Source organism: Sulfitobacter sp. EE-36 (genome assembly GCF_000152605.1).
In the GTDB taxonomy this organism is placed as follows: domain Bacteria; phylum Pseudomonadota; class Alphaproteobacteria; order Rhodobacterales; family Rhodobacteraceae; genus Sulfitobacter; species Sulfitobacter pontiacus.
This window is the reverse complement of sequence record NZ_AALV01000004.1, coordinates 240372-256274: the sequence shown is the minus strand read 5'-3', so window position 1 is coordinate 256274 and position 15903 is coordinate 240372. Positions and strand designations below refer to the sequence as shown.

The following is a 15903-nucleotide window of genomic DNA, read 5'->3' as shown; positions in this document are numbered from 1 at the left end:
CCGACCGGCAAAGACCCGCGCGCGGGCGCGGGGGTGATCGGCAAAAAGGATACCCATGGGTAACTTTAGGCAGGCGCCGCAGCGGCCCGACGCGACGCGCGCTGCGATACGAAGGCGCAGACCAGAAGCTGCGAGATATGGTAGATCATCAGCGGCAAAACGATGGCCCCGACCAGATCGGGCGCAAAAAGCGCCGTGGCAATGGGCAACCCGCTGGCAAGGCTTTTGGTGGACCCGCAGTAGAACAGCACCGCGCGATCCGCGTCGGGCATCCCCGCAGCCTTGCCAAGGGCGATCATCAACCACATGCCCACGGCCAGAAACAGCCAGACCACGGCAAAGAGCAGCATCAGCGTGGTGACGGGAATAGCGGACCAAAGCCCCGAGACTGTGCCCGCGCTGAAGGCAGAGTAGATGATCAGCATGATCGACCCGCGGTCCACGATCATGGTCAGCAGCTTGTGGCGTTGCACGAACCCGCCCACCAGCGGACGCATCACCTGCCCGACGATGAAAGGGAGCAAGATCTGCACGCCGATTTTGCCGATGGCATCCAGACTGACGCCGCCGTCGCCCTGATGCAGCAGCAAGGTCACCAGCACCGGCGTCAGAATGACCCCGATGAGGTTGGAGACGGAGGCCGCGCAGATCGCCGCAGGCACATTGCCGCCCGCAATCGAGGTGAAGGCGATAGAGGATTGCACGGTCGAGGGCAGCACCGACAAAAATAGCAGCCCCATAGTCACCGTCGCCCCGAGGATCGGGCTGCACAGCGTCGCCAGCAGCAGGCCAATCAGCGGAAACAGCACATAGGTCGCGCCAAAGGTCATCCCTTGCAGACGCCAGTTTGTGATGCCAGCCTTGACCGCGCTTGGGTCCAGCTTGGCCCCATAGAGAAAGAACAGCAACGAGACGGCCCAGAAGGTCACCCCGCGCAGGCCTTCGGCGGCGACACCTGTGGCAGGCAGCACAATGCCCGCGATCACGGTGGCCAGCAGCAAGATCATATAGGCGTCGATGCCGATGCGTTTGATATAGTTCATGGGAATGCCTGCGTTGTCGAAAGATCGATATAGGGGCGCTGCCGGCCCGTAAAGGGCGAGCGGAGGCGTGACCCTCCGCTCGCCCCTGTGGCGCGGGATCAGAAGCCTGCGGCTTGCCCGTCTTTGCGCGGATCAGAGCCCGCGGCGTAGCCGCCTGCCGCATTGCGTTGCACCAGTTGCGCGCCGCCGAAGCCAAAGGCGTTGTCCGGTGCCTCGATCTGGATCGCATGGCCAAGCGCGTTGAGCCCGTCGAGCAGATCGGCAGGCATCGACGGTTCGCAAGCGACGGCCAACCCCTCGATCGCGCGCCAGCGGGGGGCATCGGCCGCGGTCTGGGGGTCTTGGTCCCACAGCTGCGTGCGCAGCAAAAGCTGCATATGGCCCTGCGCCTGAATCGGCCCGCCCATCATGCCAAAGGCCATCAGCGGCGCGCCGTTCTTCATGGCGAAGCCCGGAATGATCGTGTGGAAGGGGCGTTTACCCGGCGCGACCTGATTGGGGTGGCCGTCCTGTGTCGTGAAGCCAAAGCCGCGGTTCTGCATGGACACACCCGTGCCCGGCACCACCACGCCAGAGCCGAAGCCCGCGTAGTTCGACTGGATAAAGCTGACCATCATGCCCGAGGCATCACCGACGTTCAGTAACACGGTGCCGCCCTGTTTGGGGGCCCCCGCGCCAAAGTCCTGCGCCTTGTTGGCATCAATCAATGCGGCACGGGATTTAAGGTAATCGGGGTCAAGCAGGGCCGCTTCGTCCACATCGGTCATGTGATCGCGATCGGCGACATAGGCGTGCAGATCGGCATAGGCGAGCTTGATCGCTTCGATCTGCAAATGCACGGCGGCCAGATCGTCGGGGCCGTGGTCGCGGATGTCGGTGTGCTGCAACATGCCAAGCGCCATCAGCGCGGCGATGCCCTGACCGTTTGGCGGGATCTCGTGCAATTCCACGTCGTCAAAGCTTTGGCTGATGGTGCCGCACCAGTCGTTGTGATGCGCTGCCAGATCGTCGGTTGTCATCGCGCCGCCATTGGCCTTGGCGAAGGCCGCGATCTCTTGCGCGATCTCGCCCTCGTAGAAAGCGCGGCCCTTGGTTTCGGCAATAGCGCGCAGGGTGCGCGCGGCACCGGGGTTGCGGAAGCGTTCGCCGGGTTTGGGCGCGCGTCCCTCGGGCATGAAAGTCTCGGCAAAGCCGGGCTGGTCCTTGAGCACCGCGGCCCCTTTGGCCCATGCCGTGCCCACGACAGGCGACACGATAAAGCCGTCTTCGGCATAGCGGATCGCGGGGGCCAGCACGGTCGACAGGCCGAGGCTGCCGAATTTTTCAGACAGTTCGACCCAAGCGCTGACGGCACCGGGGACGGTCACGGCGTCCCAGCCATGTTCGGGGATGCCGTCCTTGAAATACTCGGGCGTCCAGGCGGCGGGCGCGCGGCCCGAGGCGTTCAGCCCGTGCAGCTGCTTGCCGTCCCACAGGATGCAGAAGGCGTCAGAGCCAAGGCCGCAGCCCGTGGGCTCGACGATTGTTAGCACCGCCGCCGTGGCGATGGCCGCATCCACAGCGTTGCCGCCTTGTTGCAGGATGGACAGACCGGCTTGGGTCGCCAGCGGTTGCGAGGTGGCGACGACATTCTCGGCCAGGATGGGCGAGCGGCGCGACGGGTAGACGGGATCATGACGTAGGCGCATGGGATGGCCTTTCTGTAGATGGACGGTTTTTGAGGTGACTGCGGATGGCCCAGACAATGGACACGAAAGCCGCAATCAGGAAAATCAGGCTGATGGGGCGGGTGAAGAACAGCGTCGGGTCTTCGTCCGTCATCAGCGCGCGCCGCAGGTTGGTTTCTGCGATCGGGCCCAGAATGACCCCCAGCACCAAAGGTGCCAGCGCATAGCCAAGGGCGCGCAGCGTGTAGCCGGTGATGCCGATAAAGATCAGCAGGTAAAGGTCGGTCACGCGGTTGTTCAGCGCAAAGGTGCCCACGACACAGCAGGTCATCACCACCGGCACGATCAGCCATTTGGGCACTTCGGTCACCCGCAGGAACAGCCGCATGGAGCAGATCGACACGATCAGCATCATGAAGGACGCGACCACCATTGCGATGAACATGCCATAGACAAGGTCACCGTGATCCATGATCAGCCGTGGCCCGACCGAGATGCCATGCACCATCAGCGACGCCATGAGGATCGCATCAACAGCCGATCCGGGGATGCCCAGACCGATAAGCGGGATCAGCCCGCCGCCCGCGGTGGCGGAGTTGCCCGCCTCGGAGGCGACGATGCCGTCGGGTTCACCGGTGCCGAATTTGTCACTGTTCTTAGATCCGCGCTTGGCCTGGTCATAGGCGACAAGGTTGGCGATGGACCCGCCCGCACCGGGTAGGGCGCCGATCAGCACGCCGACGATGGACGACCGCAGCAGGTTGACGGGCCGCATCAACACTTCTTTCATCACGGTCCATGTCTGGAAATCGATGGCCCCTGTGACCAGCGCATTGCCCGACCGCACGCTGTCGGCATTCTCTACCTCTGACACAAGCTGCGAGATGGCGAAGATCCCGATCAGCACCACCAGAAACGGCAGGCCGGCCTGCAGCATCTCTATGCCGAAATCAAAGCGCGGGCGGCCCATGATCGGGTCCGTCCCCACGGTAGAGATTGCAAGCCCGATCAGCCCCGCCAGAATGCCGCGCATGGCGGAGGTGCCGACAAGGCTGGCGACGATTGTCAGGGCAAAGACGATGAGCGAGAAATACTCCCACGGGCCAAGGCGCACGGCGAAAAGCGCGAGCGGCGGTGCGGCGAAGATCAGCACGATGGTCGAGATGACGGTGCCAAAGAAGGACGCCCAGACCCCGATGGACAGCGCGCGCCCCGGTTCGCCGTTGCGCGCCATGGGGAAGGCGTCAAAGGTCGTGGCGACCGACGATGGCGTGCCGGGGATGCCCAGCAACGCCGCCGAGATCAGCCCGCCAGTATAGCCGCCCACATAGACCGAGAGCATCACGGCGATACCCTGCAAAGGCTCCATCGTGAAGGTCAGCGGCAGGGTCAGCACAATCGCCATGGTGACGGTGAAACCGGGGATCGCCGCCGCAACGATGCCCGCGACGGACCCGGCCAACATATAGGCGAGCGTCGCCAGCGTGAAAATCTGCGCGGCCCCTGTCATGAAATCAGTCATTCAAAGCACTCCGCGCGGTAGGAAGACGGTGAACACTTCGGCAAAAAGCCAGTTCAGCCCGAAGGAGAAAACCACAGCCACCACAGCGGCGAGGACGATTGACTTGGGCGTGCGTGGCATCAGGATCACCTGAAGCACGAAAAGGAAGATCAGGCTGGCGATGGAAAACCCCAGCACCGGAATGACCAGCAGATAGGCTGTGAGCGCGCCAAGGCAGACAAACACCAGATAGCAGCGTTTGGCCCAGGCTACGGCCTGCGCTGCGAAATCACCGTAAGCGTGGCGCGGGATCTGGCGCAGCGCGTCGATGATCGCGATGGCTGATACGATCGCCATCGCGCCAAAGATGATCTTGGGGAACGCCCCCGCGCCAAGCTTTTCAAAACGCGAGGTCGCAATGCCGCTGGCCGAGATGAACAATGCGATCGAGGCCAGCAGGAGGAAGACATAGCTCAGAAGGCGGGCAACCAAGCCCGCCTCCTGTGCCTTCATGGGGTCGTGCCCGTTCATGGGGCCAGAACCGACGACAGCGATTTCACTGTCTCGTCCAGTTTGCTCAGATAGGCGCGGTAGTCTTCCTGACCGCGGAACCCGACATCGGCACCCGCGTTGTTGGTCTGCTCGATATAGGTGGGGTCTTGGGCCATCTCTTGCAGCGCGGCTTCAAGCGTGTCGCGGACCTCTTGCGGGGCCCCTTTGGGCATCACGATGCCGCGGGTCACGTTCAGCTCAAGATCCTGACCCAGCTCTTTGAAGGTCGGCACATCGGGGGCGGCGTCCACCCGGTCGGTCGCGCCGACGGCAAGGAAGGTCAGATCGCCGTTGTCGACGAATTGTTTGGAGGAGCTGATGTCGCCGATCGCCACATCAAGGTTGCCGCCGACCAGCGCGCGCACGCGTTCGCCCGTGCCCTCATAGCCGACGTATTTGAATTCAAGCCCGAAGGCCTGTTCGATCATCGCGGCGTGCAGATGCGGGACGCCGGCCAATGTGACGCCCATCGAGATCTCGCCGGGATGTGCCTTGGCGTAGGTCACGAATTCTTCGAAATTGCTGTAGTTGTCGGATTTGCCCGCCACCAGATACTGGGGCGATGCTGTCATCAGGGCGATCGGGTCAAAGTCATCCCATGCCAGATCGGTGATGCCGGTTTCGGTGGCGACCAGCAGACCTTCGTGAACCTGGCTGATGGTATAGCCATCCGCGGCGCGGCGCGAGGCCTCGCGCAGGCCCACAGTGCCGCCGACGCCGGGCATGTTGATCACAGGCATTTCCACGCCAAGGAAGGGCTGCACATTGTTGGCCACAAGACGCATCAGCGTGTCAGAGCCGCCACCGGGCGACCAGGGCACGATGAACTCTACCGCGCGCTCGGGGTAGGTGTCGGCTGTGGCGGGGGCTGCAATCAGGCTGGCAGCGGTGAAAAGGGCGGCAAGGCCCGAACGAAACGTCATAGGAGGACTCCCTGTGAGAGAAGCAGCGGTTTATCCGCCACGGGTTTGGTGTCAGTTTCGTGAATAACACAAGAATAACCATAGCAAAGCGCGTAATTCTTGCCATTACATTTAGCATATCTTATCTTGAGGTATGGATACACGTCAGCTTGAGACTTTATTGGCCATCAGCCAGCACGGCGGCTTTGCTGCGGCGGCGCAGGCCGTGAACCTGACCGCCTCTGCCGTCAGCCAGCAGATCGCGGCGCTAGAGGCAGAGATCGGCACGCAGTTGTTCGACCGCACCCGCCGCCCGCCCGCCTTGACCACGAAGGGCGCAGAGATGGTCCGCTCGGCCCAGTCGATCCTGCAGATCGTGTCGGACACAAAGGCCTCCGTCGCAGGGGAGCAGATGCGCGGCACCGTGGCGCTCGGGTCGTTGCGGACCGGGGCAAATTCACTGATGCCGCAGGCGCTTGCGACGCTGCGCGCCAGCTTTCCGTACCTGAACTTTCGGCTGCGTGTCGGTGTGTCAGAGGAGCTGATGAGCGAGGTCGTCTCGGGCCAGCTGGATGCCGCGGTTGTGGCGGATCACGTGGCGGTGCCCAGCAGTCTGCGCTGGACCCCTGTGCTGACCGAACCGCTGATCGTTCTCACCCCGCCCGGCACGGGGACGATCACGCTGGATGATCTGATCCGGGACGTGCCCTATATCCGCTATCGCACGCAGGTGCCGCTGGCGCGTCAGATCGACACCGAAATCGCCCGCCTTGGCGCCGCGCCGCGGCAGATCGTGTCGGTGAATACGATGCCAGCCGTGGTGGGCTGTGTGCGCGCGGGTCTGGGCTTTGCCATTATCCCGCAGATCGCGCTGCACGATGCCGAGACCGCCTCGCTTGACTGGTTCCCTTTCGGTGCGCCGCCGATCCATCGCCGTCTGGGGCTGGTGCAGCGGGTCACCTCGCGCCGCGCCGAGGTGCTGGCGGCTTTGGTCACCGCGCTGATCCAGCAGGGGCTCACGGCAGAGGTCTATGACTAGGCCCGCGCGCGCCAGCCCTTACGCCAGATCGCAAGGCCGATCACCGAGCCATAGACCACCATCGCGCCGCCGATGGCGATGAAGATGCCGCGCAGGCCCAGGCCGCCGGTTTGCATCAGGATCAACGCGCCGATCAGCGCCACCGCCATCCGGCTGAGGCTGCTGACCACCGGCCAGACCATATGCCCCGCCCCCTGCGACGCGAAATACAGCGCGAGCCCGAGGGCGAAGAAGGCGTAGAAGGGCGCCACGAGCCGGAAATAGCTGCGCCCTGCGTCCAGCGCGCCGGTGTTGGACGGGTCAAGGAACATGCCAAGCCAAAGGTCGGGAAACACCGCGAGCAGCAGCCCGATACCGCCGACGATCACCGCCGCCGCGCAAGATCCGGTCCAGGCCACGCGCAGGGCGCGGTCCACCTGACCGGCGCCCATATTTGCCCCGACCATCGCCGTCATCGCGGCACCAATGCCAAAGATCACGGGGATCATCAGAAATTCGAGCCGCGCGCCAAGTCCGTAACCGGCCAGCGCCTCTTCGCCGAACCGGCCCACGAGCCCTGTCATCATGATGATGGTGATCGTGGTCAGCAGGGTATTCACCGCCGCCAGCGCCCCGACGCTGAGGATATCGCGGAACATGCCGACGTCGATCCGGCCCAAGGCACCGCCAAAGCTAAGCCCCGTGCGCCCGGTCAGAATATGCGCCATCGCCAGGACAGCCCCGATAGCAAAGGCGAGCACGACGCCGATGGGCAGCCCCGCCATGCCAAGCGCGGGCAGGGGGCCCCACCCCAGGGCGAAGCCGCCCGACAAGGGGATCGAGATGACGGACACCAGCAGCAAGAGCACGGCAGGGGTCTGCATGTCGCCCGTGCCACGAATAATGCTGAGTGACGCGTTGCACAGCCAGATCGCCATGCAGCCGGGAAAGAAGACCAGCGCATAGGTCGCGGCGGCAGAGACGGCATCGGCACCGCCCCCCAGCAGGGTGAAAAACGCCACGCCAAACAGCCCGACCAGAACGGCCATGATCACGGCAAAGGTGCCCGCGATCATCCACGCGACTACTGCCAATGTGGCCGCCCGCGCGCTGTCTTGCGCGCCAAGCGCGCGCGCCACCGCGGCCGAGATCGCCCCACCGATGGCCCCCGCCGACAGCATTTGCGTCAGCATGACAAGCGGGAACACCAAGGCCAATCCGGCCAGCGCTGTCACCCCAAGAAGGCTGGCGAAATACGCCTCGGATATGCTTTGCACGGTTTGCACGAACATCGCCAAGACATTGGGCGCGGCAAGCTTGGCCAGCGTCGGCGCGATTGGCGCCTCTAGCAGGGCGCGGGTCCGGGTGGCGCGAGCCTGAGTCGCGGCGGCGGAAAGGGCGGGGGCGGCGTTCGGGGTGACGTGGGCCATCAGCTGGCCTTGCCAAGCTGCGATGTGGCGACCTGATGTGGCATGGTTTTCCCCCGTTCGAATGCTTGGAGTGGCGAGTTTTCGCCTCTCGGTTCCTTTTTGGAATGCACTACGGGTAAGTTCTCTTTCAGAACCTGTCAATGCCTGCTAGGATCACGGCATGAAATGGAACGAGCTTCAGAATGAATCCTGCCCCGTGGCGCGGGGGCTGTCCGTGGTGGGCGACCGCTGGACCATGCTGGTGCTGCGCGATTGCTTTCTGGGCATTCGCCGGTTCGAGCAGATGCAGGACCGGCTAGGGATCACGCGGCATGTGCTGGCGGACCGGTTGCGCAAGCTGGAGGGGGCCGGTGTGCTGCGCCGCGAGGCCTATCAGGAGCGCCCCCTGCGCCACGAATACCGGCTGACCGACCGGGGCAAGGCGCTCTATCCGATGCTGGTGTCGCTGATCGATTGGGCCAACGCCCATGTCCCGATTGAAGGCAGCCCGTCGGTCACGTTGGTCTCGCGCAGTGCGGGCACACCGATCGCGCCCATGCTGGTCGATCGCGTCACCGGAGAGGAGATTACCCACCGCAGCGTCAGTGCTATCTCGAACGCCGGTGCCAAAAAAGCATAGCAGCTTTCCGCTGCCCACTGGGTAAAAAACTTCGAAACCTTCCAGCGCAGGACCGATTGACAGGAAGGGGCAGGTGCATCAACTGTCTCCTATGGCTTTTGAGCGCACCATATCTTTCTGGCTGAACGCAGTGGCATGTCTTGCCTTTGCTGCGGCGCTGGTGCTGTTTCCGCCGTCCGCGTCCCACGCGGCGTCGGGGATGCATGACGGGCATTACGCCAACGCCATGGATGATGTGGCCGATATAATCGCGCAAGACGCCCTGCATGATCATAGCACTATGGATCGTGCCGCTGTCGACAATCACAGTGAAAAAGCCCCTTCAAGTGCGCCTGATGACAGTGCAGGTAATTGCTGCAACGGGATGTGCCTGTCCATCGTGTTGATGGACCACGCGCATCCGCAAGACGATGCCGTCACTGCGGGCACCTACAAGATCGGCCATGCGCAGGCGCGTTCGCTTGAGGCGCAAGGCTTTCTGCGTCCTCCCCAATCCTGATCTGATTTAGACCCGCTTTGGGGTCTTTGCGTCGCGCCAGCTTTCCTGCGCGCGATCCCTAGAAGATCAATCAGGTACATCACATGAAATTCCATTTCGTTTTGGGGGCTTGCACCCTGACCCTTGGCGCCTGCACGCAGGATGTCAGACCCTTGCCCTATACGCCGACACCGCTGCCTGCCGTGGCCACGCAAGAAGCCACGCTCAGCACGACCGTCGTCTCTCCCATCAACCACCCGAACCCGCTGGCCGGCTATACCTATCGTGGGCCCACAGGTCCGCGTGACTGGCGCACCGTGAACCAAGAACAATCGGAGGGGAACTGATGCACGTCCGTAAACTGCCGCTGATCATCGGCTTTCCCCTTGTGCTCGGGGCCTGCGCCACGGCGATCCCAAGCGCTTATACCGACCCCAAAGCCGGCTTTGCCAATGTCGCCAGCCAGATCACGCCCGCGCTTGGTAAACGCACCGTCTTTGCCGAGACCCAAGCCGAAAACGAAGCGGTGAAACGCGAAGTGCGCGCGATGGTGCAGGGCAAGACAATCTCGGCCGATACGGCGGTTCAGGTCGCCTTGCTCAACAACAAGGGGCTTCAGGCGTCCTATGCGAATGTCGGATTGTCCGCCGCCGAAGCATGGCAGCAATCGACGCCGGAAAACCCGATCGTTTCCATTGGCGTGCTCGGGATCGGGGCGCCCGAACTGGGGGCCTACCGTGCGATCGAAGGGTTGATCCGCGCCAATCTTCTGGATGCCACCACGCGTAAACAACGCCGTGCAATCGCTGACGCGAGCTTTCGTCAAGCGCAGCTGACAGCGGTGAACGATACGCTGACATTGGCCAACCAGACCCGTCAGGCCTGGGTCAATGCCGTGTCCGCCTTTGAGGTGGTGGGGTATTTGAAACGCGCCAAGGCGACCTCGGACGCCGGATCGGAGCTGGCCCGCAAGCTGGGGGAAACCGGCGCGCTCAATAAAGCCGCCCAAGCCCGCGAGCAGGCGTTCAACGCGGAGCTGGCCGGACAGCTTGCCAAGGCACGGCTGGACGCGACCACCGCGAAGGAAGAGCTGACGCGCCTCATGGGGCTTTGGGGGGCTGACGTGAACTATTACGTGCCTGACGCCTTGCCGGGGCTGCCGCGGTCCGTGGGCGGCGTTGCCAATGTCGAAGCCAAGGCGCTGCGCAACCGTGTCGATCTCCGCGTCGCAAAGCTGGGTCTTGAAGCGCAGGCAAAAGCCTTTGGCCTGACAGACCAGACCCGCATCGTCAGCGATCTTGAAATCGTCGCAGGGGCCGAGCTTGAGCGTGAAGCCGAGGGGGGCGATATCGAGAAAGAGATCACGCCTCAGGTAGAGCTGGAGTTCGCGATCCCGATCTATGACAGCGGCAAGGCGCGGATGCGCAAGGCAGAGCTGTCGTATCTGCAGGCGGCGAATGTGCTGGCGGAACGGGCGGTCAATGTACGATCCGAAGCGCGGGGAGCCGAACGGGCCTACCATGCCTCTTACAAGATCGCGCGCCACTACCGCGATGTTCTTGTTCCGCTGCGCAAGACCGTCGAGAACGAAGCCCTGCTGTCTTACAACGGCATGATCACCAACACCTTCGAACTGCTGACTGATGTGCGTGAAAAGCTCGGTGCCGAGCTGGAAGCCGCGGATGCGAAGCGGGCGTTCTTTATGGCGCAGGCGGATCTGACCGCGGCCATCTACGGCGGTGGTGCAGGCAGCGGCGGCGGGGGCTCCGAAGGCGCCACGTTGGCCGCTGGTGGCGGCGCAGGACACTGAAAGGAAACGATATGATGAACAGACGTCAACTACTCGGTGCCGGCGCGGCGGGGGCGACACTTGTGTCCTCTCAGGCGTGGGGCAAAACTCTGAACATGGGGCTGCCGGAAGCGGCGCATATGGACAGCGCTGCGACTGCGGTTACGGCGCGCCCCTCGACGGGGGTGGATTACACGCCCGTGGTCACGCTGAACGGCTGGACGCTGCCCTACCGCATGAACAACGGCGTCAAGGAATTCCACCTTGTCGCAGAACCCGTAGAACGCGAACTGGCCGATGGCATGATCGCGCATCTGTGGGGGTATAACGGCCAGTCCACCGGCCCCACGATCGAAGCGGTCGAAGGCGACCGTGTGCGGATTTATGTCACCAATAAACTGCCAGAAAACACATCCGTCCACTGGCACGGGCTGATCCTGCCCTCGGGTATGGATGGCGTGGTCGGACTGAGCCATCCGGGGATCAAACCGGGCAAGACCTTTGTCTACGAGTTCGACCTGACCAAATCCGGCACCTTCATGTACCACCCCCATGCGGATGAGATGGTCCAGATGGCGATGGGGATGATGGGCATGTTTGTCGTCCACCCCAAAGACCCGACGTTCATGCCGGTGGACCGTGACTTCCTGATCATGCTCAACGCGTTCGACATTGACCCCGGTACCTATGTGCCGCGCGTCATGACGATGAACGACTTTAACCTATGGACATGGAACAGCCGGATTTTCCCCGATATTGACCCGCTGGTCGTGAACAAGGGCGACAGGGTACGGGTGCGCGTCGGAAACCTGACGATGACAAACCACCCGATCCACATGCACGGCTATGATTTCAAGGTCACCTGCACCGACGGCGGCTGGGTGCCGGAAAGCGCGCAATGGCCCGAGGTCAGCATCGACATTCCTGTCGGCGCGATGCGCGCCTATGAGTTCACGGCGGACCATCTGGGCGATTGGGCGATCCACTGCCACAAGTCGCACCACACGATGAATGCCATGGGCCACGACGTGCCGACCTTTATCGGTGTCGATAAATCCCAGCTTACTCCCAAGATGCGCAGCTTCAAGCCGGGCTACATGCCGATGGGCACGGCGGGCATGGGCGACATGGGCAAGATGTCGATGGAACTGCCCGAGAACACGATCCCCATGATGAACGGCTGGGGCAAACACGGGCCGATCGAAATGGGCGGCATGTTCTCTGTTGTGAAGGTACGCGACGGCATTGCGCCGGACGATTATTCCGACCCCGGATGGTACGACAACCCCCCCGGCGAGGAAGCCTATGAGTGGACCGGAGAACTACCGGAATTCGCCACGAACAACAGTCCCAAAACCATCCTGACCCCGAAACCAACGCAAAAGGGATAACCCCTTTTGCATCCACATAAAACATTGAAAACCATACAGGAAAACACAATGAAAAACCTTCTGATGACCACCGCCTTCGCCATTGCTTTGACCGGCCCTGCCTTTGCGGCGGGTTCCCACTCTGGCGGGCATGATGACGACCACGCCGACAAGCATGCCGAAATGATGGCAGTGGGCAAACCCGGTACGGCGGCTGACGTCACCCGGACCATCGCGGTCACCATGCGCGAGACCGAAGATGGTGATATGATCTTTGAACCTGACAGTTTTGCGTTCGAGCAGGGGGAAACCATCCGCTTTGAGGTCACCAACAAGGGCGAGCTTGAGCATGAGTTCGTGATCGATAACGCTGAAGGCAACGCCAAGCACAAGGAAATGATGGCGAAGATGGATATGGAACATGACGATCCCAATTCGGTCCGTCTTGAGGGCGGCCAGTCGGGCGAGGTCATCTGGACCTTTGCCAATGCTGGCTCGTTTGAATTCGCTTGCCTGATCCCCGGTCACTATGAATCCGGCATGTACGGCCCCATCGAAGTCAGCGCCAAAGCCGAGGCAGAAACCGAAGCGGCAGAGGTCGTCTATACCAAGGGCACCGTCAAGAAAGTTGACACTAAAGGCGGGAAGGTCACCATCGATCACGGACCTTTGGTCAACCTTGATATGCCCGCGATGACCATGGTGTTTCGCGCCGATGAAACCATGATCGGCAAGCTCTCTGCAGGTCAGAGCATCGAATTCGTCGCAGAGCCCGTCAAAGGCAAGCTGACCGTCGTCGAGTTGAAGTAATCCACGCGCGGGCTCCGGTCATGCACCGGTGCCCGCCCCATAAGAGGCGAAGACATGAAAACATCGCGTGTATTGCTGTGGGTTGTCCCCTTTGCGCTGCTGACGGCAGCGGCGGGCGGGTGGTATTTCTCGCATCATGATCAACCCGAGACCAGCCCGACCGAGCTTGCGGAGGGTGCCTTGGCAACCGTGAAGGTGCCGGACAGTTTCACCGATCAGGAGCAGCTGGGAAAGCGCGCCTATGATGCGGTTTGCGCGGCCTGTCACGGGGCCAATGGTCAGGGGCAGGACGGCGTCGCACCGCCTTTGGTGCATGTGATCTACGAACCCAGCCACCACGGCGACCGGGCGTTCCTGCTGGCCGCGCAAAACGGGGTGCGGGGGCATCACTGGCCGTTCGGAAACATGCCTCCCGTCGAAGGGATCACGCAGGCCGATGTGATGGATATTGTGGCCTACATCCGCCGCCTTCAGCGCGAGAACGGGATCGACTAAGCCAAAGGGCAAGGCCCCGAGGTACGTTGCACCCCGGGGGCCCGTGCCGTTTCAGAACATCCGCGAGATCGAGAATTTCACGTTCCGACCCGGTGCCGTGCGGGTCGACAGATGCGGCGTATAGGTTTTGTCGAAAGCGTTCTCTAGCCCGACGCGGAACTGCGTATCCTTGAGGATACCGTTTTGCGGGACATAGGTAGCGCGCAGATTATGGACCCCAAAGCCTGCCGAGGTCTCGCCGTCGTCTGTTACAGATGTGTTGCCCACGACCTCCCAGCTCAGGTCAAGCTCTTTGCCGAATTTCTTGCCTACGGTGACCCGCAGACTGTCCGCAGGCAGCAACCGCCAGTCACCGGAAGAGCCGCCCGGTTCATACTCCGTCCCGCGCACCACATTGGCATTCACGTCAAAGTAAAGACCCGTGTCCAACGCGTAAGAGGCTTCAAGCTCCAGCCCCGAGGTCTCGACCCGGTCCAGCGCCGGTGCAGGCGGGCGCACCCCCGAGACCGAATAGCTGCTGACATCGGTCAAGGTGGTCTCGTAGTAGACACCCTTGATCGCGAATTGGTCCCCGCTACGGAACAGATCATGACGGTCAAACGAGGCGCCGATCTCGTATGTCTCGGCCTTCTCGGACGAGGTGATCGCGGCATCGGTGCCCAGATGGTCGATCATCGGCAGCCCTTCGGTATAGGCGGCACTGGTGAACAGGGCCAAACCATTCCCGAAGGCATAGCGCACCGACAGCCCGCCCATCAGCGCGTTGTTTTCATAAGTGCCATCATTTGGGGCCGCTGATCCGCTGATCTTCGACGTCTCGTAGCGCAGCGCCGGTGTCACGGTCCATGCATCAGTGATGCGCATGTCATCCACCGCATAGACAGCGACGCGACGGTCCTTGCCGCCGGGGGCGTTGCTGGCATCTAGGCGTTCTTTGTGGATCAGTTCAAGCCCGGTCCGCAGATCATGGGAGACAACGCCCGAGGTGAACAGGCTTTGGTTTTTGAACGCCAGTTTCGTTGTTTGATATCGATGATCCGCATTCGCCAAGGCAAGAACACCGGCCCCTTGCGGGGTGCCTTCAAGGGGTGAGCTGCCCGAGACATAGCTTTGGTCGATCTGTTGGTCGGCGTAGGATAGCACGACATCAAGGTTCACCAGATCATTGTCAGCTGGGTTAAAGTTGTACGTGAGCACCGCGGTCGTGGACTCCGTATCGCGGTCAACGGTGCCAAAGGAATCCGCCGTGGCGGTAAAACTGTCAAAGGGCACGTCGCGGTCGCTTGCGGTGGTGTGCGACAGGCTGAAGGTCAGCGATTGATCGCGGTTCTGGCCAAAGCTGTATTTCGCCTTGATCAGTCCCGACGGCAGGGTGAAGGCGCTGTTACCGATAGTCGCCCCGTCACCATCCACCTGATCGTTCTGGTCGCGCCACGTATAGTTCAGCAGAAACTCCATATCTTCGGTCGGTTGCCACGCCAGCACGCTGGAAGACGTGATTCCGTCGCCGTTCGTGCTGAACTCCAGCGTTTGACCCAGCACATAGCCAAGCTCACCGCCCGTCAGATCCGACGCGTCTTTCGTCTCAAGCCGGACGACACCGCCCACGATGCCGGACCCGTATTCAAAGCTGCCGACGGATCCTCGGATCACATCGACCGACTTGTAAAGGAACGGATCGGTGAACAGCTGGGTGCCGATCCGGTAAAGCCGCTCTGCCCCGGTGGTGGCCCCGTCGATCTGCACGGCGACTTTGGAATCCGCACCGTAGATATCGTTCGCGCCGAAGCCGCGGATGTTGATGCCGGACCCTTGCGGGGTGGACCCGTTCACAAGGCTCACGCCGGGAACTGAATCGATCAGCTCTGCCACGGTTCCTGCCTGACGGTCGTCGATCTCCTCTTGGTCGACTGTGGTGATGGATACTGCCGTATCGGTCTGCACCTCGCGTTTGCTTTCGCCCAGAACGAGCGTGCCTAGAAAGCCCTCCTGCGCGGCGAGGGGGAGCGGGGTTAGGGAAAGAAGTATCAGGCTTGTCGTACCCCTCAATAGGGCACGGGTTCCAGCGGCTTTGGTCATCGAAGACATCCTTGCAAGCAATAGGTTTGACGGAATGCTTGCGAGGGGCTGGCGGTGAAAAAAGGGGCGTAGACGGGTTGCGCTCTTGCGGGTTCTAAAAAGACCGACTAAAAGTGTCAACATTAAAGGGCAGGTTCTGATCTGCGCCTT

The 15903-nt window shown here is 62.1% G+C and carries 15 protein-coding genes; 8 read left to right on the top strand and 7 right to left on the bottom strand.

What is annotated here, in order from left to right:
* Window positions 1-65 precede the first annotated feature (65 nt).
* From EE36_RS01250 to EE36_RS01230, 5 genes are all read right to left on the bottom strand, one after another.
* On the bottom strand, window positions 66-1043 hold the full coding sequence (locus EE36_RS01250; protein WP_005848687.1) for a bile acid:sodium symporter family protein: 978 nt from the start codon (window positions 1041-1043) through the stop codon (window positions 66-68).
* Window positions 1044-1141: 98 nt separating this feature from the next.
* Window positions 1142-2731 carry a gamma-glutamyltransferase family protein gene (locus tag EE36_RS01245; RefSeq protein ID WP_005848685.1) on the bottom strand — a complete coding sequence of 530 codons (1590 nt, stop codon included), beginning with the start codon at window positions 2729-2731 and terminating at the stop codon, window positions 1142-1144.
* Window positions 2715-4232, bottom strand: a complete 1518-nt coding sequence (locus EE36_RS01240; protein WP_039911212.1) for a tripartite tricarboxylate transporter permease — start codon at window positions 4230-4232, stop codon at window positions 2715-2717. Before EE36_RS01240 ends, EE36_RS01245 begins: the two co-directional genes overlap by 17 nt.
* Window positions 4233-4703: a tripartite tricarboxylate transporter TctB family protein gene (locus tag EE36_RS01235; protein WP_254655524.1), complete on the bottom strand. Its 471-nt coding sequence runs from the start codon at window positions 4701-4703 to the stop codon at window positions 4233-4235.
* Between the two features lie 35 nt (window positions 4704-4738).
* On the bottom strand, window positions 4739-5686 hold the full coding sequence (locus EE36_RS01230; RefSeq protein WP_005848679.1) for a tripartite tricarboxylate transporter substrate binding protein: 948 nt from the start codon (window positions 5684-5686) through the stop codon (window positions 4739-4741).
* Window positions 5687-5819: 133 nt separating this feature from the next.
* Here EE36_RS01230 and EE36_RS01225 point away from each other — a divergent pair, with 133 nt between their 5' ends.
* Complete coding sequence (locus EE36_RS01225) at window positions 5820-6704, top strand: LysR family transcriptional regulator (protein ID WP_005848677.1); 885 nt, start codon at window positions 5820-5822, stop codon at window positions 6702-6704.
* On the opposite strand, the gene EE36_RS01220 is transcribed toward EE36_RS01225, so the two are convergent.
* Window positions 6701-8113 carry an MATE family efflux transporter gene (locus EE36_RS01220; RefSeq protein ID WP_005848674.1) on the bottom strand — a complete coding sequence of 471 codons (1413 nt, stop codon included), beginning with the start codon at window positions 8111-8113 and terminating at the stop codon, window positions 6701-6703. The two genes, EE36_RS01225 and EE36_RS01220, sit on opposite strands and share 4 nt — an antisense overlap.
* A 160-nt stretch (window positions 8114-8273) precedes the next feature.
* Here EE36_RS01220 and EE36_RS01215 point away from each other — a divergent pair, with 160 nt between their 5' ends.
* From EE36_RS01215 to EE36_RS01185, 7 genes are all read left to right on the top strand, one after another.
* Window positions 8274-8732, top strand: a complete 459-nt coding sequence (locus EE36_RS01215; protein ID WP_005848672.1) for a helix-turn-helix domain-containing protein — start codon at window positions 8274-8276, stop codon at window positions 8730-8732.
* 91 nt (window positions 8733-8823) lie between these two features.
* Complete coding sequence (locus tag EE36_RS01210) at window positions 8824-9231, top strand: hypothetical protein (RefSeq protein ID WP_005848671.1); 408 nt, start codon at window positions 8824-8826, stop codon at window positions 9229-9231.
* Window positions 9232-9314: 83 nt separating this feature from the next.
* The gene (locus EE36_RS01205) at window positions 9315-9557 is read left to right on the top strand and encodes a hypothetical protein (protein ID WP_005848669.1); all 243 of its coding nucleotides are present in this window, start codon (window positions 9315-9317) and stop codon (window positions 9555-9557) included.
* Complete coding sequence (locus EE36_RS01200) at window positions 9557-11020, top strand: TolC family protein (protein WP_005848667.1); 1464 nt, start codon at window positions 9557-9559, stop codon at window positions 11018-11020. The genes EE36_RS01205 and EE36_RS01200 overlap by 1 nt, the downstream gene beginning before the upstream one ends.
* An 11-nt stretch (window positions 11021-11031) precedes the next feature.
* The gene (locus EE36_RS01195) at window positions 11032-12390 is read left to right on the top strand and encodes a multicopper oxidase family protein (RefSeq protein ID WP_107277643.1); all 1359 of its coding nucleotides are present in this window, start codon (window positions 11032-11034) and stop codon (window positions 12388-12390) included.
* 48 nt (window positions 12391-12438) lie between these two features.
* Window positions 12439-13179 (top strand): copper-binding protein, encoded by a 741-nt coding sequence (locus EE36_RS01190; RefSeq protein WP_005848663.1) that lies wholly within the window; start codon window positions 12439-12441, stop codon window positions 13177-13179.
* A 54-nt stretch (window positions 13180-13233) separates the two neighbouring features.
* The gene (locus EE36_RS01185) at window positions 13234-13674 is read left to right on the top strand and encodes a cytochrome c (protein WP_005848660.1); all 441 of its coding nucleotides are present in this window, start codon (window positions 13234-13236) and stop codon (window positions 13672-13674) included.
* A 51-nt stretch (window positions 13675-13725) separates the two neighbouring features.
* On the opposite strand, the gene EE36_RS01180 is transcribed toward EE36_RS01185, so the two are convergent.
* A complete protein-coding gene (locus EE36_RS01180) occupies window positions 13726-15753 on the bottom strand; it encodes a TonB-dependent receptor (RefSeq protein WP_198005478.1) in 2028 nt (675 codons plus the stop codon).
* Between the last annotated feature and the right edge of the window lie 150 nt (window positions 15754-15903).

Excerpts from the sequence above, each read along its gene's own strand:
- EE36_RS01250 (WP_005848687.1), bottom strand. The coding sequence starts at position 1,043 with ATGAACTATATCAAACGCATCGGCATCGACGCCTATATGATCTTGCTG.
- EE36_RS01245 (WP_005848685.1), bottom strand. The coding sequence starts at position 2,731 with ATGCGCCTACGTCATGATCCCGTCTACCCGTCGCGCCGCTCGCCCATC.
- EE36_RS01240 (WP_039911212.1), bottom strand. The coding sequence starts at position 4,232 with ATGACTGATTTCATGACAGGGGCCGCGCAGATTTTCACGCTGGCGACG.
- EE36_RS01230 (WP_005848679.1), bottom strand. The coding sequence starts at position 5,686 with ATGACGTTTCGTTCGGGCCTTGCCGCCCTTTTCACCGCTGCCAGCCTG.
- EE36_RS01225 (WP_005848677.1), top strand. The coding sequence starts at position 5,820 with ATGGATACACGTCAGCTTGAGACTTTATTGGCCATCAGCCAGCACGGC.
- EE36_RS01220 (WP_005848674.1), bottom strand. The coding sequence starts at position 8,113 with ATGGCCCACGTCACCCCGAACGCCGCCCCCGCCCTTTCCGCCGCCGCG.
- EE36_RS01215 (WP_005848672.1), top strand. The coding sequence starts at position 8,274 with ATGAAATGGAACGAGCTTCAGAATGAATCCTGCCCCGTGGCGCGGGGG.
- EE36_RS01210 (WP_005848671.1), top strand. The coding sequence starts at position 8,824 with ATGGCTTTTGAGCGCACCATATCTTTCTGGCTGAACGCAGTGGCATGT.
- EE36_RS01205 (WP_005848669.1), top strand. The coding sequence starts at position 9,315 with ATGAAATTCCATTTCGTTTTGGGGGCTTGCACCCTGACCCTTGGCGCC.
- EE36_RS01200 (WP_005848667.1), top strand. The coding sequence starts at position 9,557 with ATGCACGTCCGTAAACTGCCGCTGATCATCGGCTTTCCCCTTGTGCTC.
- EE36_RS01195 (WP_107277643.1), top strand. The coding sequence starts at position 11,032 with ATGATGAACAGACGTCAACTACTCGGTGCCGGCGCGGCGGGGGCGACA.
- EE36_RS01190 (WP_005848663.1), top strand. The coding sequence starts at position 12,439 with ATGAAAAACCTTCTGATGACCACCGCCTTCGCCATTGCTTTGACCGGC.
- EE36_RS01185 (WP_005848660.1), top strand. The coding sequence starts at position 13,234 with ATGAAAACATCGCGTGTATTGCTGTGGGTTGTCCCCTTTGCGCTGCTG.
- EE36_RS01180 (WP_198005478.1), bottom strand. The coding sequence starts at position 15,753 with ATGACCAAAGCCGCTGGAACCCGTGCCCTATTGAGGGGTACGACAAGC.